Source organism: Marinococcus sp. LNHM4E3-1, from assembly GCF_056034405.1.
In genome coordinates this window covers 145,690-171,415 of sequence record NZ_JBQLID010000007.1, presented here as the reverse complement: position 1 = coordinate 171,415, position 25,726 = coordinate 145,690, and the positions used below count along the sequence as shown (strand labels likewise).

Genomic DNA, 25,726 nt, shown 5'->3' with positions numbered 1-25,726 from the left:
TACGGATAAGTTGTAATGATGTTAAATCTGCTTTCTTTTCCTTATAATGAAAGGAAAGAAACTAAAGGGGAGCTATATGAATAAAAAACGGTGGTTTTTTAGTATAACGGCAGTTCTTCTTCTGGCCGGCGGCTGGTATTTGTATCAGGCGTTTACGGCCTCGGAATATGAAGAAGTGGTCGCGACGGAACAAACGGAGCTGCAGGGGGATTTAGAAGGAATGGAGCAGGCTACATTTGCCGGGGGGTGCTTCTGGTGCATGGAGCCGCCGTTTGAATCCCAGCCCGGCGTCGTCAGCGTGATTTCCGGCTATACGGGCGGCGAGGAAGAAAATCCTACGTATGACGAAGTGTCGAACAAAGAAACGGGTCATCAGGAAGCGGTTCAAATTACGTATGATCCTGAAAAAATCAGCTACGAAGACCTTCTGCAGATTTTCTGGCGCCAAATTGATCCGACGGATGATGAAGGACAGTTCGTGGATAAAGGAGAGCCGTATTTATCGGCTGTATTTTATCATGACGAGGCCCAGCGGCAGGCAGCGGAAGCGTCATTAATAGAGATGGAGAACTCCGGACGGTTTGATGGAGAGATTGTGACGTCCATTGAAGAATACGATATGTTTTACGAAGCAGAGGCCTACCATCAGGATTATTATAAGAAAAACCCGGGAAGGTACGAATATTACCGCAGCAACTCCGGACGTGATGCCTATTTAGATGAGGTATGGGGAGAGGATAAAGAGTACGAAGTAAGCACAGATTCCCCGTTTGTCGTAGAGGATAAAGAAGCGGCCGTGTCTGAACTGAACAGCATGCAGTATGAGGTGACGCAGGAAGACGGAACAGAGCCTGCTTACGATAATGCCTACCATGATAACGAGAAAGAGGGAATATACGTTGATATCGTCTCCGGGGAGCCGCTATTCAGCACGCGCGATCAGTATGACTCCGGTACAGGCTGGCCGAGCTTCACGAAGCCTCTGGAGCTGGGTAATATTACGTATGAAGAAGACGGTGGCATTCTAGGCACGAGTGTGGAAGTGCGCAGCAAGCATGCAGACTCCCATTTAGGGCATGTGTTTCAGGACGGACCTGAGCCTACAGGCCTTAGATACTGCATGAATTCCGCAGCCATGGATTTTATTGCGGCCGATGAACTGGAAGGCACTGAATACGAAGAGTATGCAGCTGATTTTAAATAGCAGAAAAAATGCGCGTCTCCCAATTTATTTTACGGGTCCTATGTTCTAATTAAACAACAAAAAAGCGGAAGCAAGAAGCAGCCTCGTATCTCTTTAACAAGGGATGCGGGGCTTTTTTTAGAGCACATGTTACCGATTAAAATATCTACCGTCTCTTCTAAATACGGTTATTTGAATTGATATTTCGAAGAAAAATTTTTATGAGAAGAACATTCAGGATTCTGACAACGACTGGGAGGTGCCTGTTTGGTATGATAGAGGGACGAAACTTATCAGGCTTACCGGCATCCATGGAAAGGAGGAAGCCGTGAATATTATCGAAAAATATCAAACGCTCCTAATTATCATGGCGGTAGGCACAGGCCTGGCTCTGGGCCAGGTGAGAGTGATCGGTGCCCACGCGGAGGTACTGATTGTTCCTTTTTTGCTGCTGATGCTGTATGGCTTGTTTTTATCTATTCCGTTAAAGGATCTGCATAGGGCCTTTACGCATCGGGTCTTTCTCGGTGTGAGCCTGGGGATCAATTTTATCTGGACCCCGCTGCTTGCCTGGGGTCTTGGCGCCTTGTTTCTGACTGATCATCCGGCCTTATGGCTCGGATTTATTATGTTGATGGTAACGCCCTGTACTGATTGGTATCTTGTCTTTACATCTATAGCTAAAGGCAATCTCGCATTATCGACGTCGATTCTTCCCCTGAACCTTGTCCTGCAGTTCCTGCTGCTGCCGTTATATCTCTTCTTGTTCGCCGGAACGATCGAAACGGTGGCGCTGCCGACGATCATCGAAAGTGTCCTGCTCGTGCTGTTGCTGCCGTTTCTGCTAGCTCAGGGAACCAAGTACCTTTGGCGCCGGCAGCCCGAATTTCTGGCACACAGGCTGCTTCCATTCTTTTCACGGGCCCAGATTTTCTTTCTGGCCCTGGCGGTAGCCGCGATGTTTGCCTCTCAGGGTTCGGCGCTCTTAAATAACTTGAGCGTTATTACCATTCTCGTGCTGCCGATTCTCCTGTTTTTTGGCATCAATGTGACGGTCGCCCAAATGACCGGCCGGGCCCTGCGGTTTTCTTACGAAGAAACGGTCAGCCTGACATTAACCACAGTGGCACGGAATTCTCCGGTGGCCCTGGCGATTGCAGTCACCGCTTTTCCTGAGCAGCCGCTGGTAGCCCTGGCTCTGGTGATTGGTCCGTTGATCGAGCTGCCGATCCTGGCAGGAGTTGCCCAGGTGCTGCTTGCGTTTCGGAGACGGAACCGCCCGCGCTTCTGATGCCAAACATTTCCTAAGAAAACTGCCCACGGAATGGATGCCGTACAGTATAGAAGCGGGAACAACCGTATCTGGTTGTTTCTGCTATGAAGATCCTTCCATCAGCCAGCGAATATTAAACGTTTGTTAAGATTAATCGGTAAGGGTCGTGACAGGCCTGCGTGAATAGTAATTGGGCGGCATTTAGACTACAAAAAGATAAGCGCAATAATGGAAAGCTAAGAAAATCATGAATGCCTGAAGAGATATATGTCTTCAGGCATTTTTTATTCACACATCCTTTAAAAGAAAAAGGCGTAGATATAAATGGAGATCTTCCTGTCACGGTTATCTGTCTGCCAGTAAAAACTGGATTAGGGTTGCCTGGCAAAGGTGTCAAGAAAGGCACGGAGCGAACGTTGCTGTAGATTATCGTTTCGGTAGATAAACCATGTCGTTGCTGCCTGATACGGTGATTCGAGGGTGTGCGTGGCGATGCCCTGGGTTCGATTCCGGCGTTGAAGGTACGATTGGGAAAGAAGGGAGACACCGATGCCAGCTTTCGTGAGTTCGATAATGGTATCTAAGCTGGCACACTCCATGATTTTCGGAGCAGAGAACTGGTGGTTGTGCATCCATTCGAGCAGCGTTTGTCGATAGATGCATCCTTCTTTTAATACTAACAGCGTCGGGGCGTGCCCGGGTTTTTGGATCATGGGCACCGAAAGCCCCAGCGTTGTGATCAGTAATAATGATTCCTGAAGCACCGGCACGCTGGACACGTCCGGGTGATCGATGCTTCCCACTACAAAAGCGCCATCGAGGTCATATGCTAACACCTGTTGGGCCAGGTTCTTGGTTTCACTAATGGTTAGTGAGACTTGGAGACGGGGGTGCTCGGTCATAAGCTGCTGTAGAGCGGCAGGCATGTGTGTGGAGGCAGTTGATTCAATGGACCCAAGACGTAATTTTCCTTCCATAGTTGGCCGTGCAGCCATCTCTTCCAGCATGTCCTGCTCCAACTGCACAAATTGGCGGGCATAGGTCTACAGCTTGTCTCCGTCTGGGGTGAGATGAACCCCTTTGGCATGCCGATACAGCAATGTTGTCTGCAATTCTTCCTCTAAGCGGCCAATGCGGGCACTGACGTTGGACTGAACGTATCCAAGCGTTTGAGCCGCCCGGGAAAGGCTGCGGCTTTGAGCCACGGAGAGAAAAATCTTCAAATCACGTAGTTCCATGCTACCTTCTCCTATTAGTAAAAATGATGGGCAGATCTCATAAGCATTCATTTTTCATGGTTGGTGTTGTTCTTTAGTATAGAATGTAGTCCACGTTTCGACAAGCGTAGATGAATGAAGAACAGACATTAACATATTAAAGGAGATGACTCAGGGATGGCGTGGTTTTTTATGATTTTAAGCTTTGCGGGAGGGGCTGCTCTGGCTTTTCAAGCGGGCGTCAATGGAGAAATCGGAGCCAAAATGGGAAGTTTGCCAGCCGCATTGGTCGCCTATGCTGTTGGTACAGTGTTTTTGTTGGCGAGCACATTGGTTCAGGGCTTTCCGCCAGCGTTTCCGTCGCTGCCCTTATGGAAATGGATGGTGGGAGGACTGGGCGCTTTTTATATTGTTTGTATCATTCTGGCAGTACCAAGGATTGGCGCTTCGGCAGCCATAACCGCCGGTATTGCTGGTCAACTCCTTTTAGGACTGTTTCTTGATCATTTCGGTGCTTTTGGGACTCCGGAGATTCCCATAGATACGTCCCGGCTGATCGCGGTCGGACTGATCGGAATCGCTCTGTATCTGTTGTATCAATAAAGCCAGGAAGCTTTTTAGATGGAAAATGACAGATAGTCGTTATTATGTTAAGCGAAAAGACTGTGCCAAATAAGCGGCGATTTCCAAAGTTGTTTTACGTTTGTTTAGAACTAGACTTCTGATAAGAGCAATTATGTTTAATAGGTGTTACTACACATTGTTAGGATAATAAGCACTAATAAAATCTATAAAACAGCAAAAAGAGGGAGTCTTGGGCCTCCTTTTTTATATCTCTATATTCAATTCTTTTCTTCATGGGCTTCAAGTAACTTTCTTTCCCTTGCTGCTAATGGAGTAACGTTCATGACGTTTTACAGTCCTTATTCGCCGTATGATCTTGGTTTGATCGCTTCTCTCATTCGTCGACTCGTTTCTCCAGCCGACGAAAGAGCATATGGGCTCGAAGTATTTCTCCAATGACCACAAACATTAAACTGCCAAATGGGATGATGACCCCCCAATTCATTAAAATTCCTTCCTCAAAGTTTGTACTTCAATCGTAAATTATTACCAAATGATTTCATAGGTATGAATTCAGCTTTGCTTCTTATCCAACACGCTTTTAAAGGAAAAATAGTACCATTTTTTAATACATTCGAAAGATTCATTCTATCGTTAATCTCGTTTTCGCTTAGCATAAATCGTCGAACGGGGAACGCCTGTGACTTTCCACAATATCATTCACACTCATGTTATTGGTTGTTCGATTTTGGAAGAGCTGTAAGGATGGAAAACACCCCGTTTTCGATATCAAAACGGGGTGTTCGGGGCACTGTCCAGAAGTTGAGGGTTTTAGATGCATGGAGTATGAGATCACGAATAGATAAACTGAATACGAAAAAGATGCAGGGAGAAATAGACGAGAATATTTGTCCTTTGAGGAAAAGCTCCACGTATTAGAGAAAAATAGCGAAGGCCGCATAGATGAGGAGACCGCTCATCACCACCCGCACCGGCCGATCGTATGTGGCGAAAAACGCTTGAAACATGCTCCCAAATACCGACCATAGGAGCAGGGCCCCCCATCCGAGAACGATGGTGATGATCATATAACCAAGCACTGCCAGTAATGATCCCGTGAGTGGCAAAATAAAGGCACTCATGACCGTTAAAAAGAATAAGATGCTTTTGATGTTGAAAAGCTGGACGAGCACGCCGGTCCAAAACGATGAACGGCCGGGTTTGCCAGTGGTACTGGAAGAGGACGGGCGGCTCACTTTCCAGGCTAGATATAAGAGATAACCGGCTCCTAACGTCTTCAAGTACGGTTCGATCATGGGTATCCATTGATACAACGTCGATGTAAAAATACCGCTGAGGAAGCCAAGGAGTGCAAATCCGGTTAAAATCCCACTCGAGAATCGCCACGCTCCGGTAAACCCTTCTTTTCGTGCTTCATTCATCATTAAAATATTGCTCGGCCCAGGCGTGATAGAAGTAACGATGATATATGAAAGAAATGCGGCGATATTCATTTGATCCCTTCCTTTTTGATTGCTCATTGGCCCTTTCTATTGTATGGTACTTATGACGATTCATAAAATTGAAATTAGTAAAACGACTATCGAATTTTTCGATTAAAAAACCAGAAAGGAAGCTCTCGATGGAAATCCGGCACATTCTGACGTTTCAAACCATTGTAAAAACAGGGAGCTATACCGAAGCTGCAGCCGTCCTCGGTTATACGCAGTCCACGATTACTTCTCATATGCAGGCACTCGAACGAGCCATTGGCGGTCCCGTCTTTTTATATGAATATAAACAGCTGCGACTGACCCCGCTCGGGGAAGAACTCATTCCCTTGGCTGAAGACCTGCTGGCGACGCACAAGCGGATGACGCAGATGCACCACTCCCAGGAGGTTCAGGGAGTGTTAAAAATTGCTGCTCCCGAGTCGCTGACTATTTCCCGACTTGGACCGGTCATTCAAGCGTATTCCCGGAAGTACCCTCAGGTGGAAGTGGTCCTGACCAACGGCACCTGCAGCAAAAATCAGACGGACTTGCTCAGCGGCCGGGTCGATGTTGCTTTTATGGTGTATCCGGAAGTTCACTTGGAACGATGCGAGCATTATTCATTCGGGCAGGAGCCCATGGTGCTTGTCGGGCCCCCGGAGGGGCCCGGTCATTTCAATGATTATAAGATGGGGGGATCCGACACCAGTTTCATTACCAACGAACAGGGATGCAGCTATCGGACGCTGTTTGAACGGTATATGGCCAAGCACGAACTCCCGGTGTTTCGTCCCATGGAGTTGTGGAGCATTGAAGCTATCAAGCAGATGGTGCAATGTGGGCTGGGATTTTCCTTCTTGCCAAAGGTGACCGTAGAAAACGATATCTCCCGTGGCCGTCTACGGCTTGTCGACCACGAGGAAACGTTCGACCCTCTTTACAGTCATATGCTCGTCAAAAAGAAACAGTGGCGTTCTCCAGCGGCCAGCGCATTTGCGGAGCTGGTAACGGCCACGATTCCCTTATCATCGGAAGGAGTGGTGTAACGTGCCAAGTATCATGGTCTTGTACGGAAGCTCCAGACGGAACGGAAATACTGATTTGTTGGCAGACCGCGCGACGGAAGGGCTGGGCGTTACCCGGGTCTACCTGCAGGATTGGGACATCCAGCCGATCATTGACCAGCGCCATGAAGGGCATGGGTTTTCTCCTGTGGCCGATCACTACGAGACCCTGCTAGAGGATTTTTTAAATCATGACATTTATGTGTTCGCAACTCCACTGTACTGGTTTGGGATGTCGGCCCCCCTTAAAGCGTTTTTCGACCGGTGGTCTCAGTATAAGGATGATCCCGCCTGGTCCTTTCAAGAACGTTTGAAAGGGAAAAACGTCTATGTGATTACGGCCGCCAATGATGACCCCGTCGAAGAAGTGTCCGCCCCGCTTCTCCAACAGTTCGAACTCATTTGCCGTTATATCGGCCTCCACTACGAGGGGGCCATCATTGGTCAGGGCAGCCGGCCCAAAGAGGTGTTAAACGACGTTAGGGCTTTACACCAGGCGGATGAGCTCCAACAGAAATTCAAGAAGCTCCTTTCTCGCGAATAAAAACGAAAGAGCAAACCAATGTTAAACCAGGAAAGCCCTCTGGCCCCTAGACAAAAAAAGCGACAAGGCATAAAAAAAGGAAGCAAACACCCTCATGGAAAGAGGCGTTTTTGCTTCCTTTTTATTTGGGAACTGCTGATAATCGCGATTATGTTAAGAAAGTATAGGCTGTAAAACATGAGCCAAATATGTTCGTTCATGCATGGTATCAAAAACTATAACGATTCTTGGAGTAAATGGATGAATGCTTGCATCGCTGGCGTCAAATGCTTGTCTTTGTGCCAACAAACCGATATCTGAAGAGAATCTAACGGCGGTACCATCGGAAGAGATTGAAGTTGCCCCGTACGCAGTTCTTCCTCGACAACCAGTTTAGGGAGAAGAGAAGCACCGAGACCGGTCAACAAGCACTGCTTGATAGCTTCAGCGCTTGGCAGTTCCACGGTGCTCGTATGTTCATACTCTTTATAACGAAGTAAGCGTTCAAAAATGGGGCGCCAACTGCATGCGTGGTTTGTCATTAGCATCAGATCAGCGAGAGCCGTGGCATTCTCGTGTTGAAAAGGAGCCTGGACCAGCTGAAGCGGTTCTTCTGCTAACGCATGGACCGTTAGTTCGGGAGGGTGCCATTCGGGGGATTCAATTAGCAATGCCAGATCGTACGTCCCTTGCTGCAATTGTTCGGTAATACGCAGGTAATCCACGGCCGTTACCTTAGGGAAGACCTCTGGATAGTCGGACAGAAAGGTCCGCAATCTGCTGGGCAGCCAATAACTCATCATGGTATCGGTGACGCCAATCGTCAGCGGTCCGGCTGGGGTTTGAGTCTCATGCGCTACCTCATAGGCCTGTTGGTGACGACGGATAAGGTCCAGGGCGTAAGGATAAAAACGTTCGCCGCTGGGAGTCAGCAGCACCGTCTTTCCCAACCGGTCGAACAGCGTGGTCTTCAACTCTTCCTCCAACCGGCGGATGTGGGCGGTGATCGAGGATTGGGCGTACCCCAATCGATCCGCTGCTCGCTGGAAACCCTGTTCCTGCACGATGGTGATAAATGAAACCAATTGACGAAATTCCATGCGCTATCTCCTATCGAAATAAATGATCGTTTTAGTGATAAATATTCATTTTACCTATCGATAGTTTATCGTTATCCTGAACAGGAAGCAAGAGCGAAGGAGGAAACAACATGAATATTTTAGTTACGGTAGCCCATCCCCGGGAAGATTCACTGACATTTGCGCTGATGCATGCGTTGCTCCGTGGATTAGCAGATGCTGGCCACCACACGGAAGTGCTGGATCTCTACCGGAGTGATTTTGATCCGGTGCTGGAGGAACAAGACGAGCCTGCATGGACCCAAGATGAACAAGCATATTCCTCGAAGGCTGAGGAAGAAATGCAACGCATGAATAGCCATGAGGCTTTGGTATATGTGTTTCCTTTATGGTGGTGGAGCATGCCGGCCATGTTGAAGGGTTACATTGACCGAGTCTGGAATTATGGATACGCGTATGGGCCGTCCCGGTTGTCGCATCAAAAAGTTTTATGGTTAACGATTGCCGGTGCTCCCCGGGAGCGCTTTGAAAAACGGGCCTATGACCGCATGATGGAACATTATTTCAATGTTGGTCTGGCGAATTACGTCGGCATCCGTGAGTCCCGTTTTCATCTATTGGTCCAGGGAATTGAGCCTTCTATAGAGCATTTCGATCATCTCCTGCAAGAAGCATACGATCAGGGAAGGTATTTTGGATAAGCGTGCAAATGGCATTAGCCATTGTTGAGGGAAAATGAGATATGGTCCAGTCTAGATATAGGATCAAGAAGGAATGATCCAGCTTCAGTCCAGTCCGGCTGGGCTTTTTATCATTCAATAAAATTTCATGGACCGTAATTATTTAACATCTAACTCATAAATCATAAAAACGAAGAATGGCCCATTAAATTTCTAAGGAAAGCCGGCATTTCTCCAGGAAATGATTGGCAAGGAATTTTCTTTTCTTGAGATATTCTTTTTTCCTTTTATTGGATGGTATCATAACGAAAGAACGAAAAAGAGGGGATGGTGGGGATGTCATGAATGACCAACTATGGTTTCTTGTCGAGCTGTTCGCAAACGTATTGTTGATGTTGGGGGGCGTGGCTCTGGCTATCATCCTGACGCAACGGTGGTACCGGAAGCGTAATGGAGAGGACCGTTCCCAAAACTATGCGAATGATACTCATCAAACAATCACGATGGGGTTTGCTGTCGTGATCGTTTTTCTTTTAGTGCCAATCATAAATCTGGAACGAACGCCGGATCATTGGATGTTCCTTTTCATTATTGTTCCCTTCCTTTTGCTGTACCTCGCGATCGGAACGCACTTATGGAAAAAGGTGAGTAATAATAAAGATAATTATTGGTACGACTGGTGGGTCTCCGGGGGCATTTTTGTGTGGTTTGTGCTTTTCATGATGGGCAGGCAATGGTTAGGGATGTAATAGTTTCTATGAAAAGGAGTGGGGATGATGGAACACATTGAAGAGCTTATCAGCGACGAATCGTTGAAAAAATATGCCGAACTTGCGGTACGAATGGGGGTCAATGTGCAGAAAAATCAATTAGTGGTAATACATAGTGATATTAAGCATGCCACATTTGCTCGTTTCGTCCAAACGGCAGCCTATGAGGCAGGGGCTTCCAACGTAGTCATGGACTGGAGAGATGAACGGTCCACCCAAGCCTTTTATCTTCATGCCGCCGATGAGGCCATCGATCAGATTCCCGACTGGCAGGAGACGCGCGTGAAAGAGTGGGAAGATGCGGGGGCTGCGTACATCCATCTCATTTCTGAAAGCTTCGATGTCTTTAAGAATGTTTCCTCTGAACGGATCAGCCGCTTTCAACAGGCTTATCGCACCAAGCTGGAAAATCATGATGCAAAGATCAGAACCCACGGGGTGCGCTGGTGTCTTCTGGCTGTCCCGTCCTTCGCCTGGGCGACAAAAGTGTTTCCACATGTCAGTCAAGAAGAAGCGCTGCAGTCGTTATGGCAGGCCATCTTACGCGGGGCCCGGGCCGATGGAAACCATCCGGTCAACGACTGGAAAGATCATGATAAAACCTTCGAGTCCCGGAAAACGTTTCTCAACGATCGCCAATTTGACAAGCTGCATTTTACCAATAGCCGGGGAACGGATTTGGTCGTCGGTATGCCGAACAATCACGTCTTTATCGGCGGAGGAGTGACAGATAAACAAGGCATACCGTTTGTTCCCAATATCCCTACAGAAGAAATCTTTTCGGCTCCCCACAAAAACGAAGTACATGGCACACTCGTAGCCACGAAGCCGCTTGTCTATGGGGGGAGGGTCATCGAGGACATTACCCTCGTTTTTCAAGATGGACGGATTACGGGCTATGAGGCCGCTACGGGACAGGAAGCGTTACAACGTCTTATCGAAACAGATGAAGGGTCCTATTATCTAGGGGAAATTGCCCTGGTTTCTCCCCACTCGCCTCTTGCTCAGACAAATATGCTTTTTTATAACACCCTGTTTGATGAAAACATGGCCTGCCATATTGGCATCGGCAATGCCTCCCCGTCTAACCTTCAACATGGCAGCAGTCTATCGGAGCAAGCGCTGAAGGAAGCAGGACTGAATACGTCTCTCTTGTCGGTTAATGTGGCTTTTGGTACCGAAGATATGAAAGTGGTGGGTATCGAAGAAGACGGAACGGAAGTCGTGTTAATGGAAGGCGGGGTTTTTCAATTCTAATCCAAAGGGTTACATGGTATAAAATAATTTTTTCCAATGACTCTACTTTATTCTTAGCTTTCCCCCCAAAAAGTACGCCTTTTGAGAGACTTCATCTGACTTTTAAACCAACCAAGTAGAATAAAGAACGTTTTGGTCCACTCATATCTCCTGAACATCAAGAGCACGAAAGCCGTTGTACCAATTCCGTCCAAAAAGGCTTGCTGGAAAGAACTAGAAAGCTTTCATTGTTCATATAAAAAAACTAAAAGTTAAGCGTTTACGAAGGCCAACTCTTAGTCTTTTAATCATGTTTTCTATGATTGTGGAGGAAATGATTCGATTAACGTAAAAGCAATCCTTCATCCGGTTTCGCTTTATAAACAGGAGATACATCGTCCGGTTCGCCTAGTGCATAAAGCAATTTGACATACGCTTTTCCTTAAATACTTTCACGCCCGGCTCGATTTTCGGTATCGTCGCATGGATCATAAGAAACTCTTCAAAAAACAAGAGTTCAACTGATTATCAATAATGTGAACGCCAGAATAAAGTTGGGTCCTATCCACTTTTGGGGATGGGTCCGGGACAAAAAAGTGGATAGGAAGGAAGATGAAATCGGTGATGCAGCAAATATTGCCAATGCTTACGCGTTCCTTGCCTCCGAAGTAGCGCGCTTTATCACAGGAACTGTATTGAGCGTGGATGGCGGATTAACCATTTGACAGTATGTTGTATATTACTATTTAGGAAGCTTCGTTCTGTCCAGATTAATGAATCGGCGGATGGGAGGAGTGAAAACTAACCGCATGCCGATCTCCCGGATCCAAAGGGTCACATGATTTTCCGGCGCAAACCATTTCGCAAACCGCCTGCCGAATTGTTGGATGTCAGCAATGGCAGGCTGCATCAGACGCTCATAATGCTGTAGGGCAGCGGAAACATCCGTATCTTTTTCAATTTCGCGGGAAAGGACCCAGGCCCCGGCCATCGCCATGGAAGCCCCTTGCCCTGCGATCAAGGAGACTGCCTGGCAAGCATCACCTATCAGGGTCACGCGTCCTTTTGTCCATTCAGGCATCTGAACCTGAGAAACTTCGTCAAAGTATAGATCCGACGCTTTTTCCACCGAATCGAGTAGTTCGGGTATAATCCATCCCAGATCACCATAATGGGTGCGAAGATCCCGGGCAATCGCTTTTCTGGTAATCGGCTTTTCCAGTTTAGGTGATTTATATAAGAAAAAAGTGGCCAGTCTCCCCCCACTGATAGGATAGACCGTAACCTGCCGATTGGGACGTATCAACATATTAAAAGAATGACGGTATTTCTTTTCCGTTTGTTTCGCGTCCAAAATAAAGGCAGCGGTGTTATAACCAAGGAAATGGAGAGGAGATGGATCGTTTCCAAAAATTAATGAACGAACCTTGGAATGAATACCGTCGGCTCCTACCAGCAGATCACAGGGGAGAGAGGAGCCGTCGGAAATGGTGACATCTACCTCTTCGGAACGCTGTGTAATAGATTGAACCGTGGTTCCGAAGCGAAAATCAACCTGCGCTTTGATACGATTGTATAAAAGGCGTTCTAACTCTCCCCGCATGAAATTGTAGTGCTTATTCTGAACCATATTTCGCAGGGACTGGTAGGGAATGGATGATTTCTCCTTCCCATCCGGGTTCAGAAACTTCAATGATTCGATTGGATAATGAATCTTCTCCAGCTCTTGTAGCAGCCCCATTTTTTCAGCTGCCGCGTATCCCGGACCGAAAAAATCGATCATATAGCCTTCTGTGCGAAGCTTTGACGCTTTCTCCAAGATAGTTACGTTGTGGCCCGAGCGAAGCAGACAATCGGCTAGTGTTAAGCCGGCGATACCGCCGCCAACAATTAAAACCTTCATTCTGTTCCTCCTTTCATACATTCAAATACGAGCGGGTCCGAGTCGATTACGCGCGAAACAATGTCGAATACGATCGGAAACTGGTCTTTTACAGGCGATCCCCGCACGCAGCGGTCACCTAATCACTGTCAGCTCTCGTCGTTTATACATTCCCGAAATCATACTACGTACGTCTTAATGTTTATATTAGACGAACTTATTTTACTACGAAATAAAAAAAGTTCTTATGATAAAAAGGAGATTTATCGATAAGCTTCATCAAATAATGATATCGGCAGACAATAACACTGATTTTCTGTTTCTCGGCGGTATACACCAAACGATGTTCAATATCGATGCGGGGCCTGTAAAAAAACGGCTAAATCTCCTTTTAATTTCTCTGGTTTTCCGATACCGTCTAAAGCCCCATCTCGTTCTATACTTTTAATCACCTCATTAATTCGTTTGAAAAAACAGGGGGAATTTTCAGTGTTGAAAAAGGTAGACCTTTTTAGTCATTGTATCTATCAACCTAAAAACAACACCATTGTGTATCAAAAGGTCTTGAATTATTTTTAGCACGTTCTAAAAAGAACATGGATGTTTTGGCACGCTATTAAACTACTTTGCCATATTTACTTGATTAGGAGTCGAAATGACCTTCTAATAGGCTTGTCGTAATTCTATAAAACAGCTGAAGTAACGAAGCCGATAATAAAAAGCATAAATAAACAGCAGCGCTTTCTAGAAAGATAGCGCCGCTGTTTATTTACAAATGATTTATTGTTTCAGTATCCTTCACGCAGAAAGCTTTTGTTCTTCGGCAGGCACCGATAGTATTCTTCGGTTCCGTATATACATCAGACCGCTGATGACCAAAAGGAGGGAAGCAACGATGAAAACGCTGCGCACTCCCGCTGTTTCCGCCAGTCCTCCAACCAATAATGAAGACAGGCCAAAAAAGCTGGTCAAAATAACGTCTCTGGAAGAAAATACCTTTGCCAACTGCTTTTCTTCCGTATGGGATTGAATCAGAGAAATTTGCGTAACTTCCTGAACCTGCGTCGGAATACCGATCAAAAGGGAAATGAGCAGGGCGAAAGCGCTGGAAGCAGGAAACGCGAACCAAAAGGTCAACATCGCAACACAAAACGAGCTGCCAATTAAAAAATACCGGGATTTGGCCTGAAGAGCTTTTTCAAACCGGAAGCAGAGCATGCTGCCAATCATCAGTCCGGCGAAAAAATTTTGTTCGATATGCTGTTATAAGAAAATTTTAAATGTGCATGCTCTTATCTTTCAAAAGTAAAGGCTTTCAGTTTACCCTAATGGAACTTAATAGTCTTAATCTGTAGGCGGTTCCGGTATTGTGACCACGACATTCCCTTTTTTATGCTGTTGATCAACATACCTGTGTGCCTCTGACATTTGGTTCAATGGATAGAGTTTATCTATAACCGGTTTAATCTTTCCGGCCTGAAAAAGTTCTTTGAGATAAAATAAGTCTTCTTTTTTATAACCTGCTAACTCAAACAAAACTTTCTTGTCAGATGTCACTGAAGTCCACAGCCCTCTGAGCATCCCTGGAAGACTTGGATTACCTAAAATATAACGTCCATTTTGGCTCAGGGACTTTACGGTTCGTGCATACGGACATTTCCCAACCACGTCTATAATAACATCGTAATTCTTACCGCTTTTAGTGAAATCTTCTTGAGTGTAATCAATAACATTATCCGCGCCAATGGAACGGAGCATATCTAATTTCTTCGTGCTGTCGATACAAGTTACTTCAGCTCCAGCTGATTTGGCCATTTGTAATGCTAAAGTGCCTATACTTCCAGCAGCTCCAACGATAAGAACCTTTTGGCCTTGCTGGATATTTGCTTTTCTAATGAAATGTAATGCATTTAGACCTCCAGTGGGGAGGACGGCAGCTTCTTCAAAGCTCATATTGTCTGGTTTAATCACTATCGCATATTTGCTCGGTAAACAAACGTACTCGGCATAAGCACCAAACCTTAGCTGGGTAGAACCGAAAACCAAGTCTCCCTTTTTAAATTCAGTAACCTCTTTACCCACAGATTCAATTTCCCCGGATAGCTCTTGTCCCAATATATTAATTCTTGGTTTAAATATGCCGAAATAAATTCTCATGGGGAGCCAAAACAAGATTGGCATTTTAAATTTGCGCAGCTCACAGTCCCCGACTGTTACCGTAGTTGCATGTACTTTAATCAGTACTTCATCGTTTTTGGGAGTAGGTTTTTCTACCTCCTTGAGCTGAAGAACTTCTGCTGAACCGTATTTTGTCGCTACAATAGCTTTCATATAAATCTCCTCCCTGGAGTGGATAAACTCTTGCAGGTTTTCCAAATGAACTATTAAAGCAATGAAATGATAGTCAATAGCGGTCCAATCATAAAGGCGAAAATTTAAAAAAGGATCTGCTTTTTAGCTTTTTCCCCAACAAATACCCGGAACCGGCGTTTAATCCTCCGCCGGGCCACGTGGAGGCCCCGATCATATAGAAATGGCTGATCGGTGTTTGATACCGGGAGTAGCCTATGATAGGGCGGAAAAGAAAATGCTGAAACAGCTGATGGCTGCCGGCCATATGGTCACCCTCGACAAGATTAGGATCCTCCTTCGGCAGATCCTCCGGTGAAAAGACGTGCCGGCCTTCAATAGTATCCTTGACATCAGGCGCATATTCCGCCAGTTTATCAATAATCCGGTCGGCATATAGTTCTTTGATGGAGGACCAGGGCCCCGGCTCAATCTCGTTTAGTGCGTCATACTTAGGATGAGCGGGGAGGGAGCGAACCATAATCCATACCGCCGCCTTTCCTTCCGGTGCTCTGCTCGCATCGACGGCACTGGGCTGGCCAACAATCAGTAGGGGGCTGTCCGGAAGAACTTCATTCAGTGCCTGGGTATGGGTGCGGGCCAGATCCTCCACGTACGGTCCCACATGCACATAAGCAGATTGGGCAATGTCTTCGCCGGCTGCCCATCGAAGCGGTTCATTCAGCGCCAAGTGAATGACCATCGTTTTTGGACCGTATTGATAATTTTTTGCTTTAGAAACAAAGGACGCTGGAAGGTGCTTGGCATCGACCAGATGATCGGCTATTTGGGTCGGGGTAGCGGTGCCAATCACGTCTCCGGCTTCTATATACGTCCCGTCGGCCAGGATCACACCTCTGGCTTCACCGTTTTCGACATGCACTTCATTTACCCAAGTGTCAGTTTGCAGCACGCCGCCTCTCGCTTCGAGCATCGTTACCATTGCCTGAATCATCGTTTGAATACCGCCGCGTGCAAACGGAATTCCCTCCCGGTAATGTCCAATGGCTTCTATTAAAGGAAAAGCCGCTCCACCGCTTATATCAGGGGCATAATCCATCTGATAGCCCCAGGGAACGACCAGCGACTTAACTTTATCGTTTTCAAACCAGGAGTCAACAAACTGCCGTGGGGACTTGGCAAGCTGACTGGAAACCTTCAGGGCGGTTTTTATTTTTAAGTCAAGCAGGGCCCTGGATACGACAAGCCCGGCTCGGAGAGAAGGGAGCTCCCGCTGCATCAGTTTGTACAAATAAGGAGCTACCTGATCGTATAGGGCATCAAATTCTTTCCAGGCCTCCGCATCAGCGGGGGAATGGCTGGAGAGACTCTGGTGCGTTTTTTCCGCCTCTGTATCAATTGCGAGTCCGTCTCCGTCCGGAAAAACACTTGCATATGGGTGGGAACTGTGTACCGGGGTAAACCCGTTCGCGGCAAGCTCCTGCTCATTTTCCATATAAAACCGGGACTTTAAAAACAAGCTGATGTTCATGGAAAATAAATCATGAATAAAGCCGGGAGCAGCTACTTCGCCGGATTTAGCCGCTCCTCCGGGCCGGGATTCCTTCTCGAGGACGAGTATCTGTTTTCCCTGCTTGGCGAGTTGAATGGCGGCGGCGAGGCCGTTGTGTCCGGCGCCGATGACAACTATGTCATATTTCATATTTTCCTCCTATATGATTTCGTTTTTCTATACGGTCAATTGTATGCTGAACTCCTATTCTTTTCCCGAAAATCCGGAGGGGTAAGAGCCCGATTGCCCGAATGATATAAGCACATTGTTTGTGCTTCAGTATAATATTGTGTACTATTTGATTGTGCACAATTAAATGTAAAGGATGGCCATCCGCATGAATGATTCACCATTATCGCTTGATCATCAGCTGTGCTTTGCTGTTTATGCCTGTTCCAAGGAAATATCAAAAATGTATCGCGAGGAGCTGGAGCCGCTCGGGCTCACCTTCTCACAGTATTTGATGATGCTTGTCCTGTGGGAGGAGGATCATCAGTCCGTAAAAGCTATTGGCGAGAAGCTGTACCTTGATTCCGGGACGCTGACCCCAATGGTCAAACGAATAGAGGGCGCCGGCCTGGTAGCAAGGGAGCGCTCTCTGGAGGATGAACGAATCGTGCTTGTTCATCTCACCGGGAAGGGAAGAGAATTAAAACGCGACGCAGCGTGTCTGCCTGCGCGCCTCGGCACCCGGCTGGGGATTGATGAGGAAGGTGCGAAGCAGCTGCTTCGTCAGCTGCACCAAATTACGGAACATATTCAAAAAGGAGAGAATTAACATGCAGCCAATTTATACAACTACCGCTACCGCTGTCGGAGGACGCGACGGCCGTGTCACTTCAGAGGACGGTAATTTAAACCTGGACGTTCGTACACCGAAAGAGCTCGGTGGAAGCGGCGAGCAGGGCACAAACCCTGAGCAGCTTTTCGCTGCCGGCTATGCGGCGTGCTTTGAAAGCGCCCTGAACATGGTCGCCCGTCAGAAAAAAATCAAGCCGGACCATACGGAAATCACTGCTAATGTCTCCATTGGCAAAGAGGACGAAGGCGGGTTCGGTCTGGCCGTGCAGCTGTCGGTTCATGTGGAAGGCGTTTCGGAAGAGCAGGCAAAAGAACTCGCCGAAGGCGCTCACGAAAACTGCCCGTACTCAAAAGCGACACGTGGTAACATTGAAGTGGATGTAACAGTAGCTTAACCTGTTATAAGAATCAAAGGGGGCAGGCTCCCGAAAGTTTAAGGACTGATGCCGGAGATCATTCTCTGTCATCAGTCTTTTTATTTGGATTAGCATTTAAGCTTGCGAATTAAACCATACAAGTATATAATAGATTTATAATATCTTTAATTGGAAGTGAAAAGCGGTATGAAATTTTCAAAAGCCACGGATTATGCGCTGCATGCGCTGGTGTATATGATTCATCGTGACGGGGATACGGTGAAAATTCCGGTACAGGATCTGTCTGTAGCGCTGAATGTCTCTACGACGTACCTATCCAAAGTGTTAACGCGTATCGTGAAGGCAAATTACATTACTTCCACGAGCGGTGCCAAGGGCGGCTACCGGCTGCAGCAGAACTGGGAAAACGTGAGCGTGTACGATATTGTAGTTGCGATCGACGGCGTGCAGACGCTGTTTGAGGACAGCTTTGATCACGGAAATGAATGCAGAATCCAGGCAGCCATGATGGAAGCGCAGGACAATTTAATCAGCACGTTAAAAAACAAAAAGCTGAAGGATTTGACGGTGTAGCAAATCCTTTTACTTTATTATAATTATGGATAATAAGAATCTTTAATATACAGGAAGGAGTTTTAAAATGATTTATGATGTGATTATTATTGGTGGAGGCCCGGCGGGATTGAGTGCGGCCCTGTATTTTGGAAGGGGTTTAAAGCAGGCGCTGATTATTGATGAGGATAAGCCGAGAAACATCGTAACGCATGAAACGCATTCCTATTTAACACAGGACAGAGTGACCCCGCAGACGTTCCGGAAGCGGGCCAGAGAAGACGCGCTGAAGTACGAGGGAAATACGCTGTTAAAGGATAGAGTGATTACAATACAACAGCATAATGACGGCTTTATCGTCCAAACGCCTACGGAGCAGTTTCAATCAAAGCAGGTGCTGATCGCCTCCGGCTTAATCGAACAGCTGCCGGCCATTAAAAATATCGAAAGCTATTACGGGCAAAGCGTCTTTTACTGCCCGTGGTGTGACGGCTGGGAAATGAGAAACAAAAAGCTTGCCGTTATCAATCCGTATGAATCGGTCATGCATATGGTTACACTTCTCTCCAACTGGACAGACAAACTCGAAGTATTCACTGATGACAATGACAGCCTGACAGAGGAAAACAAAAAGGTGCTCAAGGATAAAAATATTCCTTATCATTTGGGGAAAATCGCCGAAATGTCTGGAGAGAAGGGGCAGCTGCAGACGATCAGAATGGCCAACGGGAAAACGGTGGACGTGGAGGGTGCTTTTACGTACGTGCACTGGAACACCAATTATGAATTTTTAAGCGGTCTGGACGTGGAACGGGATGAAAACGATCGGTTTGTGGTCGGTCAATTCGGAGAAACCTCCGTTAAAGGGCTGTATGTGGCTGGAGAATCCAAGGACAACTTTGGCAGCCAGCTGATAGCGGCAGCGGCGAATGGCGGAGAGGTGGCAAGGTTTATGATGATGATGCAAATTCAACAGGAGTTTAATAAGTAAGCATAAAAGTCCGGAAAGAAACAGCAGTTTTAAATATGTACTAAATGCTATAATAAGCCTGAAAGCTAACGAAATGAGGGAGAAAAGTGAGCTATCAGGTTGTACACACCACAGTGTTTTCTTTAGAAAATGGAGGAGGCAACCCGTGCCCGGTCGTATTAAACGCGGATCACCTCTCCACAGAGACAATGCAGCAGATGACGAAAGAGTTTAAGCATGAGTCAGCCTTCGTCATATCTTCAACCCGTCCGGACTGCGATCTTAAGCTTCGTTTTTTTGTTCCCTCCCATGAGATGGAAATGTGCATACATGCAACCATAGGGAGCATTACGGTTTTAGCTAACAAAGGAGCCGTTAGCCATTCCCCGGTCGTTGTGGAAACGATGCTTGGCCCTGTGAATGTAGAATGGACAAAGCGTGATTCGAAGCTGAAGATAAGTGTCGAACAGTTCCCGCCCGAGTTTCTGAACACCGTGCCGTCGAAAGAAGAAATAGGCAGGGCACTAAATATTGGCTCAGAGGAATTGGCGGAATGGCCGGTTCAATCCGTTTCCACGTCTCGTTATAAATTAATTATCCCTTTAAAAAGTGTAGATACGCTGAACTCGATTCATCCTGATTTTGAATATCTTTGGGATTTATGTGACGAATTCAACACGACCGGCTTTTATCCTTTCGCTATTTCACAACAAAAAGAAAAATACGTGCAGGCGCGCCAGTTCCCCCGAAGAGCCGGCTATCCGGAAGATCCGGCCACCGGGGTAGCTGCGTCGGCCTTAGGTGCCTATTTAACGGCCCATAAAATGTTGCCCCCAGTAAAAGAAGGATGGAATACCTTACGCATTATTCAGGGAGTCGCTATGGGAAAACCGAGCATGATTGAATCCGAAACGTTTGTAAGCAGCAATCAAATTATAAATACCCGGATCAAAGGGAGTGCCGAAGAAGAGCAGTAGTATTTTATACTTTCAATATACACCGAAAGCCTCTCGCGGCGTAGTACGCTTCGGCTCCGTTATGGTATATGAACGTGCGACCGTACCGGTGGTCACCAAACAAAGCGCCGCCCCGTTTTCTTATGTCCGCAGGTGTCTGAATCCAGCTTGATGTTTTCGTATCAACTTTTTCCAGCTTCTGCAGGGTGCGGTACTGCTCTTCGGTTAAAAGCTCAACACCCATAGCCTGAGCCATGTCGACAGCGCTTGTTTCAGGCTTATATTTCTTTCTTGCTTTTAGTGCTTCGCGGTCATAGCAGAAACTCCGGCGACCCTTAGGGCTTTCTGGCGAGCAGTCACAGAATAAATATTTGTTTTCTTCACGGTCATAGCCAATCACATCCGGTTCTCCGCCGGTTGCTTCCATTTCGTTCAATGACCACAGTTTTTCGTCGTCAGCCTCCAGCTTTTCCAAAACAGAAGTCCATGCTAATTCTTCATGGCGGTGCATATGCTGCCCGAAACGGTCTTCGAGTATGGCCAGTATGTCTTTCTTCTGTTTTGATGCAAGGTGCTGAGATGAATTATTTCTCGCGTCCATATGAATCCCTCCTTAAGACTTTAAAGATTTGTCTAAAGTATACCATTTAAAGGGGCCTTGATTACCTGCTCTCCATAATGGGTATTTGTACGAGAGAAAACGGATGAGTCTGAATCATTGAAGGAGGAAATAGATTGGCACGTTTACAAAACAAAGTTGCGATTGTGACCGGGGCAGCCGGTGGGATTGGCCTCGGCACTGCCAAACTGTTTGCAGAAGAGGGAGCGAAGGTGATAGCAGCCGACGTTCAGCTCGACCTGCTGCAGGAGGAAGTAAAGAAAATACAGGACGAAGGGGCAGACATCACCGCCTTTGAACTGGATACCACTTCAGAGGAAAATTGGAAAAAAGCGGTCCAACAGGCGGTGGACGCCTACGGTCAGGTGGATATCCTGGTAAACAACGCAGGTATCCATTATCCGAGCAAGATTCTGGATACTTCTCTTGAAGAATGGAATAAAGTCATGAACGTGGATTCGACAGGCTACTTTCTCGGTATGCGCGAGGTTATTCCGGAAATGCAGAAGGCCGGGCAGGGAGCGATTATCAATATAGCCTCGATGGCTGCACTGACCGGATCCGGAGCGGCCGGCGGCAACGGTACAGCCTACAGCGCAGCAAAAGGAGCGGTCCGTTCGATGACGACGCACGTGGCCGCGCACTTTGCTGAAGAAAACATCCGGGCAAACAGCATTCATCCCGGGCCGATCAGAACACCTATCATGGGAGAGCGGCAGAAAACCATTTCGCAGGATAACCAAGATGTCGTGCCTCTTCCGCCTCACCACGGGGAAGCGGTAGATATTGCCTATGCCGCCCTGTACTATGCTTCCGATGAATCCCGGTTTGTCACCGGGGACGAGATGGTTGTTGACGGAGGATCATTAGCTTAACAGGATGTAAAATAACGGTTAAAAAATAGATTATTTTTCCAGTAAGGATTACCCTGGTAGCAGAACATATGCTAACGTGAGGGTAATCTTTTTTATTTGAGGTGAGCAGAGTTGAGCAGAGAAGAGAAGAAGACGAAGCTTGATTTGGATCGTATTGTTTTTATCGGGCGCACATTTGACGAATACCTGGATATGTTTGCCCTCTCAAAAGCAGGAATCCAGGGAAAACGCATTCTTGATTGCCCGGCCGGGGCCTGTTCGTTTACGGCTATTGGAAACAGTCTGGGGGCAGAAGTGACAGCCTGTGATATTGCGTACGATCACCGGGGCGAAGACCTGAAACAAAAAGGGCTGCAGGATATTGAGCACGCGGCGGCACACATAACGAAGGCCGAAGATAATTACAAATGGGCGTACATTCGTAGTGTTGAAGATTTAAAAAGCAGACGCAAACAGGCGCTGCACGACTGTGCGGAAGATATGTATCATTCAGGCGGCCGGTATGTGCCAGCGGAACTTCCGGTGCTTCCCTTTAAGGATAGTGCCTTCGATATGGTTTTATCCGCCCATTTCCTGTTTATGTACGCCGACCGTCTGAGCTATGACTTTCATATCGCCACGCTTACAGAATTGCTGAGAGTGGCAAAAGAGGAAGTGCGTATTTTTCCGCTGGTGGATCTGAAGGGCGACCGGTACGAACACCTGGATGAAGTGATTGAATATTTAACAACGGAGGGCCATAGGGTGGAAGAGGTTTCCGTTTCGTATGAATTTCAAAGAAAAGCGAATTCGTTTCTCCGAATCACGAAATCCTCCGCCGGTAATTAAGCCTGTTGGGACGAAAGCTCCCGAAACCTGCGGGGGGAATCGCGTACAAATGCCTGGAAATTCCGGTTGAAGGAGCGGAGGCTGCTGTAGCCGCAGTCTGCAGCAATTTCCCCGATCGGCTTCTGGCTGCTTTTCAGTAAATAACAGGCACGCGAGATCCGGTAATAGTTTAAGTATTCGGTAAAGGTCATGCCTGCCATGTGAACAAACAGCTTGGACAGGTAGGGATAGTCATACTGCAAATGTTCAGCCACCGCTTTTAACGTACATTCGGCGGCGTAATTATTATCCACATACAGAAGCATTTGATGAAGTATTTTTGTTTTCGCGGAATACTGTACGGGCTTGAAATCGGTATTTTCCTCTAATGTACTGCATATGCCGTACAAAAAGCTTTTTTGCCTGTAGACGGAGCCCCGGGACGGTAGCTGCGCGTCCGGTGAAAGAGAGAACGTATTATTGACGGGAATGAGGCCTTTATAATCCATAAAGAAACGGCCAATCAATTCAGGGGAAAAAATGATGATGGTGATAGCGGAATGCCCGACCGTTGTAAATTCATGCATCTGATTATTAAAAATAAAAACCGCTTCGTTTTGCTGCAGAAGATACTCCTTCTGGTCAATGGTGACCCGCACCTGTCCTTCATGCACGATGATCAGTTCATAGGCACGGTGAAAGTGAAGCGGGAAGCTGAAATTAGTCAAGGTAACACTCTGAAATGATTCCTGCTCTTCGACTCCATGAGGCTCAAAAAAGACCACAGCCGGTTCCCCCCTTTCATAAACACTAATATTGTCTTATATTATACTATTTTTTGAATAGAAGCATAAGAAGCTTCCTGCCTATAATAAAAATAGATTGATAAAAGGGGGAAGCTTTATGGCAGTTGAATATCATGTAGCAAAAAACGGCTCTGACAGCAGTAATGGTACACGGGAAAACCCATTTTTAACAATTAATAAAGCGGCTTCGACAGCCGCTGCAGGCGATACCGTAGTAGTGCATGAAGGTGAATACAGAGAATGGGTGAAGCCGAAAAATGGAGGCCGGAGCGAGGATCGAAGAATTACATATACCGCTGCTCCCGGAGAAAAAGCAGTGATTAAAGGTTCGGAACAAATTGACTACTGGGAACAGGTGGAAGGAACGGTCTGGAAGGCAGTTATTCCAAACACGTTATTTGGCGACTACAATCCGTTTACGGAAAAAATATTCGGGGACTGGATCGTACACAACCCAGGCAGGCATCTGGGAGATGTATATTTAAACGGAATGTCCTTTTACGAAGCTGAAACCTTCGACGAAGTGATGAATCCGGAAAAGCAGACCGAGGTTCTGGACCACTGGACAAAAACGATTGTTCCTGTCCATCGGCCGGAGCAGACCACGTATCGCTGGTATGCGGAAGCAGACAGCAGCCATACGACGATTTTCGCCAATTTCCAGGGAACTGATCCGAATAAAGAGCTGGTGGAAATAAACGTGCGGAAGGCCTGCTTTTATCCGGAAGAGACAGGGCTCAACTATATTACGGTGCAGGGGTTTGAAATGGCACAGGCAGCAACGCCGTGGACCCCTCCGACAGCGGATCAGCCGGGGTTGATCGGACCGAACTGGAGCAAAGGATGGATTATTGAAAACAACGTGATTCACGATTCCAAATGCAGCGCGATCAGTATTGGAAAGGAAGCATCGACCGGCGATAACTACCGGACGATAAGAAAAGACAAGCCAGGCTACCAGTACCAGCTGGAATCTGTATTTCTTGCCCGTCAGATTGGGTGGAGCAAGGAGCGTATCGGCTCTCACATTATCCGGAATAACACCATTTACGATTGCGGCCAGAACGGGGTGGTCGGTCATCTGGGCTGCGTGTTCAGCGAAATCTATCATAACCACATTTATAACATCGCATTAAAGCGGGAATTTTTCGGTCACGAAATTGCCGGAATTAAACTGCACGCAGCAATTGATGTTCAGATTCACAGCAACCGCATCCATGACTGCTCGCTTGGGGTATGGCTCGACTGGCAGACCCAGGGAACAAGGGTAAGCAAAAATCTATTTTACAGGAACAGCCGCGATCTTTTTGTAGAAGTGAGCAGCGGGCCGTACGTGGTGGACCATAATATTTTAACAGCAGACTATGCCCTGGATAATCATGCGCAGGGAGGAGCTTACGTTAACAATCTGATTGCGGGCAGGATGGTTCATCGTAAAATGCTGGACCGGGCAACGCCGTATCATGTGCCTCACAGCACGGAGGTAGCAGGCTTTGCGGCCACCTACGGCGGGGACGACCGTTTTTACAATAACATGTTTGTCGGAAAACCGGACCTGGATAATGTAGGAACCTCCCATTTTAACGGATATACGGCATCGCTTGAGGAGTACATCGAAGCTGTTGACCAGGTAGGCGGCGACCATGAAGCGTTCCACAGTATCGAGCAGCCGGTCTATATTAATCATAACGCCTACTTTAACGGGGCGGTTCCGTTTGAAGGAGAAAATGAGGCATTCACCAAAGAATCCTTTGACCCCCAGCTTACGATCATCGAAAAAGAGGACGGTGTATATCTTTCCTGTGAGCTGCCTGATGAATTTGAGCAAATGCGCGGTGAGATAAAGCATACGGGCAACCTGGAGCGGGCACGTATCGTGGATGCAGATTTTGAAAATCCGGATGGAAGCAGGCTGCGGATAGACACCGACTTTTTCGGAGAACAAAAAGACGGCGCAGACGTCCCGGGTCCGATCGGTCAGCTGCAGTCCGGCAAAAATGAAATAAAAGTGTGGGGTTAATTTTTAATCGTACGGTACCTGTTCTTGATAAACAGGTGCCGTATTTTTTATGAAAGAGCAGCCGGATTATTTAATAAAGCGTTTACAAAATAGGTGGTTTAGTTTATATTGAATACG

At 47.0% G+C, this 25,726-nt stretch carries 29 protein-coding genes; 17 read left to right on the top strand and 12 right to left on the bottom strand.

Going from position 1 to position 25,726, the window contains the following annotated elements:
• Positions 1–76 precede the first annotated feature (76 nt).
• Positions 77–1,204: a peptide-methionine (S)-S-oxide reductase MsrA gene (gene msrA, locus ACTRXI_RS09785; RefSeq protein ID WP_474262238.1), complete on the top strand. Its 1,128-nt coding sequence runs from the start codon at positions 77–79 to the stop codon at positions 1,202–1,204.
• Between the two features lie 307 nt (positions 1,205–1,511).
• Positions 1,512–2,474 (top strand): arsenic resistance protein, encoded by a 963-nt coding sequence (locus ACTRXI_RS09780; RefSeq protein WP_474262236.1) that lies wholly within the window; start codon positions 1,512–1,514, stop codon positions 2,472–2,474.
• Between the two features lie 353 nt (positions 2,475–2,827).
• Here the strand turns inward: ACTRXI_RS09780 and ACTRXI_RS09775 are convergent, their stop codons facing one another.
• Both ACTRXI_RS09775 and ACTRXI_RS09770 read right to left on the bottom strand, forming a co-directional pair.
• Positions 2,828–3,433, bottom strand: coding sequence for a LysR substrate-binding domain-containing protein (locus tag ACTRXI_RS09775; protein WP_474262281.1), 606 nt, complete (start codon positions 3,431–3,433; stop codon positions 2,828–2,830).
• Positions 3,434–3,499: 66 nt separating this feature from the next.
• Entirely contained in the window at positions 3,500–3,694 is a 195-nt protein-coding gene (locus ACTRXI_RS09770) for a LysR family transcriptional regulator (RefSeq protein WP_474262235.1), read from the bottom strand.
• Positions 3,695–3,850: 156 nt separating this feature from the next.
• Here ACTRXI_RS09770 and ACTRXI_RS09765 point away from each other — a divergent pair, with 156 nt between their 5' ends.
• Positions 3,851–4,276, top strand: coding sequence for a DMT family transporter (locus ACTRXI_RS09765; protein WP_474262234.1), 426 nt, complete (start codon positions 3,851–3,853; stop codon positions 4,274–4,276).
• An 896-nt stretch (positions 4,277–5,172) separates the two neighbouring features.
• Here ACTRXI_RS09765 and ACTRXI_RS09760 read toward each other — a convergent pair.
• Positions 5,173–5,751 carry a LysE family transporter gene (locus tag ACTRXI_RS09760; RefSeq protein WP_474262233.1) on the bottom strand — a complete coding sequence of 193 codons (579 nt, stop codon included), beginning with the start codon at positions 5,749–5,751 and terminating at the stop codon, positions 5,173–5,175.
• Positions 5,752–5,879: 128 nt separating this feature from the next.
• Here ACTRXI_RS09760 and ACTRXI_RS09755 point away from each other — a divergent pair, with 128 nt between their 5' ends.
• Both ACTRXI_RS09755 and ACTRXI_RS09750 read left to right on the top strand, forming a co-directional pair.
• On the top strand, positions 5,880–6,776 hold the full coding sequence (locus ACTRXI_RS09755; RefSeq protein WP_474262232.1) for a LysR family transcriptional regulator: 897 nt from the start codon (positions 5,880–5,882) through the stop codon (positions 6,774–6,776).
• Position 6,777: 1 nt separating this feature from the next.
• Positions 6,778–7,338, top strand: coding sequence for a flavodoxin family protein (locus tag ACTRXI_RS09750; protein ID WP_474262231.1), 561 nt, complete (start codon positions 6,778–6,780; stop codon positions 7,336–7,338).
• 215 nt (positions 7,339–7,553) lie between these two features.
• Here the strand turns inward: ACTRXI_RS09750 and ACTRXI_RS09745 are convergent, their stop codons facing one another.
• Entirely contained in the window at positions 7,554–8,417 is an 864-nt protein-coding gene (locus ACTRXI_RS09745; protein WP_474262230.1) for a LysR family transcriptional regulator, read from the bottom strand.
• A 110-nt stretch (positions 8,418–8,527) separates the two neighbouring features.
• Here ACTRXI_RS09745 and ACTRXI_RS09740 point away from each other — a divergent pair, with 110 nt between their 5' ends.
• The 4 genes from ACTRXI_RS09740 to ACTRXI_RS09725 all read left to right on the top strand — a co-directional run bounded on the left by ACTRXI_RS09740 (position 8,528) and on the right by ACTRXI_RS09725 (position 11,807).
• The gene (locus tag ACTRXI_RS09740; protein ID WP_474262229.1) at positions 8,528–9,097 is read left to right on the top strand and encodes an NAD(P)H oxidoreductase; all 570 of its coding nucleotides are present in this window, start codon (positions 8,528–8,530) and stop codon (positions 9,095–9,097) included.
• Positions 9,098–9,417: 320 nt separating this feature from the next.
• Complete coding sequence (locus tag ACTRXI_RS09735) at positions 9,418–9,825, top strand: DUF4181 domain-containing protein (RefSeq protein ID WP_474262227.1); 408 nt, start codon at positions 9,418–9,420, stop codon at positions 9,823–9,825.
• 27 nt (positions 9,826–9,852) lie between these two features.
• The gene (locus ACTRXI_RS09730; protein ID WP_474262226.1) at positions 9,853–11,103 is read left to right on the top strand and encodes an aminopeptidase; all 1,251 of its coding nucleotides are present in this window, start codon (positions 9,853–9,855) and stop codon (positions 11,101–11,103) included.
• Between the two features lie 575 nt (positions 11,104–11,678).
• On the top strand, positions 11,679–11,807 hold the full coding sequence (locus ACTRXI_RS09725) for an SDR family oxidoreductase (RefSeq protein WP_474262225.1): 129 nt from the start codon (positions 11,679–11,681) through the stop codon (positions 11,805–11,807).
• A 17-nt stretch (positions 11,808–11,824) separates the two neighbouring features.
• Here ACTRXI_RS09725 and ACTRXI_RS09720 read toward each other — a convergent pair whose 3' ends face one another.
• The 6 genes from ACTRXI_RS09720 to ACTRXI_RS09695 form a co-directional block, all read right to left on the bottom strand.
• Positions 11,825–12,985 carry an FAD-dependent oxidoreductase gene (locus ACTRXI_RS09720; RefSeq protein ID WP_474262224.1) on the bottom strand — a complete coding sequence of 387 codons (1,161 nt, stop codon included), beginning with the start codon at positions 12,983–12,985 and terminating at the stop codon, positions 11,825–11,827.
• Positions 12,986–13,181: 196 nt separating this feature from the next.
• Entirely contained in the window at positions 13,182–13,301 is a 120-nt protein-coding gene (locus ACTRXI_RS09715; protein WP_474262223.1) for a hypothetical protein, read from the bottom strand.
• A gap of 10 nt (positions 13,302–13,311) precedes the next feature.
• Complete coding sequence (locus ACTRXI_RS09710) at positions 13,312–13,416, bottom strand: hypothetical protein (protein ID WP_474262222.1); 105 nt, start codon at positions 13,414–13,416, stop codon at positions 13,312–13,314.
• A 346-nt stretch (positions 13,417–13,762) separates the two neighbouring features.
• Entirely contained in the window at positions 13,763–14,194 is a 432-nt protein-coding gene (locus ACTRXI_RS09705) for a hypothetical protein (protein WP_474262221.1), read from the bottom strand.
• 114 nt (positions 14,195–14,308) lie between these two features.
• A complete protein-coding gene (locus ACTRXI_RS09700) occupies positions 14,309–15,295 on the bottom strand; it encodes an NAD(P)-dependent alcohol dehydrogenase (RefSeq protein ID WP_474262219.1) in 987 nt (328 codons plus the stop codon).
• An 88-nt stretch (positions 15,296–15,383) separates the two neighbouring features.
• Positions 15,384–16,976, bottom strand: coding sequence for a phytoene desaturase family protein (locus ACTRXI_RS09695; protein ID WP_474262217.1), 1,593 nt, complete (start codon positions 16,974–16,976; stop codon positions 15,384–15,386).
• A 187-nt stretch (positions 16,977–17,163) separates the two neighbouring features.
• Between ACTRXI_RS09695 and ACTRXI_RS09690 the strand changes: the two genes are divergently transcribed.
• The 5 genes from ACTRXI_RS09690 to ACTRXI_RS09670 all read left to right on the top strand — a co-directional run bounded on the left by ACTRXI_RS09690 (position 17,164) and on the right by ACTRXI_RS09670 (position 20,503).
• Positions 17,164–17,604 carry a MarR family winged helix-turn-helix transcriptional regulator gene (locus ACTRXI_RS09690; RefSeq protein WP_474262216.1) on the top strand — a complete coding sequence of 147 codons (441 nt, stop codon included), beginning with the start codon at positions 17,164–17,166 and terminating at the stop codon, positions 17,602–17,604.
• A 1-nt stretch (position 17,605) separates the two neighbouring features.
• Positions 17,606–18,022 (top strand): organic hydroperoxide resistance protein, encoded by a 417-nt coding sequence (locus tag ACTRXI_RS09685; protein WP_474262215.1) that lies wholly within the window; start codon positions 17,606–17,608, stop codon positions 18,020–18,022.
• Between the two features lie 168 nt (positions 18,023–18,190).
• Positions 18,191–18,577 carry an RrF2 family transcriptional regulator gene (locus tag ACTRXI_RS09680; protein ID WP_474262214.1) on the top strand — a complete coding sequence of 129 codons (387 nt, stop codon included), beginning with the start codon at positions 18,191–18,193 and terminating at the stop codon, positions 18,575–18,577.
• Between the two features lie 67 nt (positions 18,578–18,644).
• The gene (locus ACTRXI_RS09675) at positions 18,645–19,547 is read left to right on the top strand and encodes an NAD(P)/FAD-dependent oxidoreductase (RefSeq protein ID WP_474262213.1); all 903 of its coding nucleotides are present in this window, start codon (positions 18,645–18,647) and stop codon (positions 19,545–19,547) included.
• Between the two features lie 86 nt (positions 19,548–19,633).
• Positions 19,634–20,503, top strand: coding sequence for a PhzF family phenazine biosynthesis protein (locus ACTRXI_RS09670; RefSeq protein ID WP_474262212.1), 870 nt, complete (start codon positions 19,634–19,636; stop codon positions 20,501–20,503).
• Between the two features lie 4 nt (positions 20,504–20,507).
• On the opposite strand, the gene ACTRXI_RS09665 is transcribed toward ACTRXI_RS09670, so the two are convergent.
• Positions 20,508–21,083, bottom strand: coding sequence for a DUF4256 domain-containing protein (locus tag ACTRXI_RS09665; RefSeq protein WP_474262211.1), 576 nt, complete (start codon positions 21,081–21,083; stop codon positions 20,508–20,510).
• A gap of 134 nt (positions 21,084–21,217) precedes the next feature.
• Between ACTRXI_RS09665 and ACTRXI_RS09660 the strand changes: the two genes are divergently transcribed.
• Both ACTRXI_RS09660 and ACTRXI_RS09655 read left to right on the top strand, forming a co-directional pair.
• A complete protein-coding gene (locus ACTRXI_RS09660; RefSeq protein WP_474262210.1) occupies positions 21,218–21,976 on the top strand; it encodes an SDR family NAD(P)-dependent oxidoreductase in 759 nt (252 codons plus the stop codon).
• 111 nt (positions 21,977–22,087) lie between these two features.
• Positions 22,088–22,804, top strand: coding sequence for a class I SAM-dependent methyltransferase (locus ACTRXI_RS09655; protein WP_474262209.1), 717 nt, complete (start codon positions 22,088–22,090; stop codon positions 22,802–22,804).
• Here ACTRXI_RS09655 and ACTRXI_RS09650 read toward each other — a convergent pair.
• The gene (locus ACTRXI_RS09650) at positions 22,801–23,568 is read right to left on the bottom strand and encodes a helix-turn-helix domain-containing protein (RefSeq protein WP_474262208.1); all 768 of its coding nucleotides are present in this window, start codon (positions 23,566–23,568) and stop codon (positions 22,801–22,803) included. The two genes, ACTRXI_RS09655 and ACTRXI_RS09650, sit on opposite strands and share 4 nt — an antisense overlap.
• A 118-nt stretch (positions 23,569–23,686) precedes the next feature.
• On the opposite strand from ACTRXI_RS09650, the gene ACTRXI_RS09645 reads away from it, so the two are divergent.
• Entirely contained in the window at positions 23,687–25,609 is a 1,923-nt protein-coding gene (locus ACTRXI_RS09645) for a right-handed parallel beta-helix repeat-containing protein (protein WP_474262207.1), read from the top strand.
• The last annotated feature ends 117 nt before the right edge of the window (positions 25,610–25,726 follow it).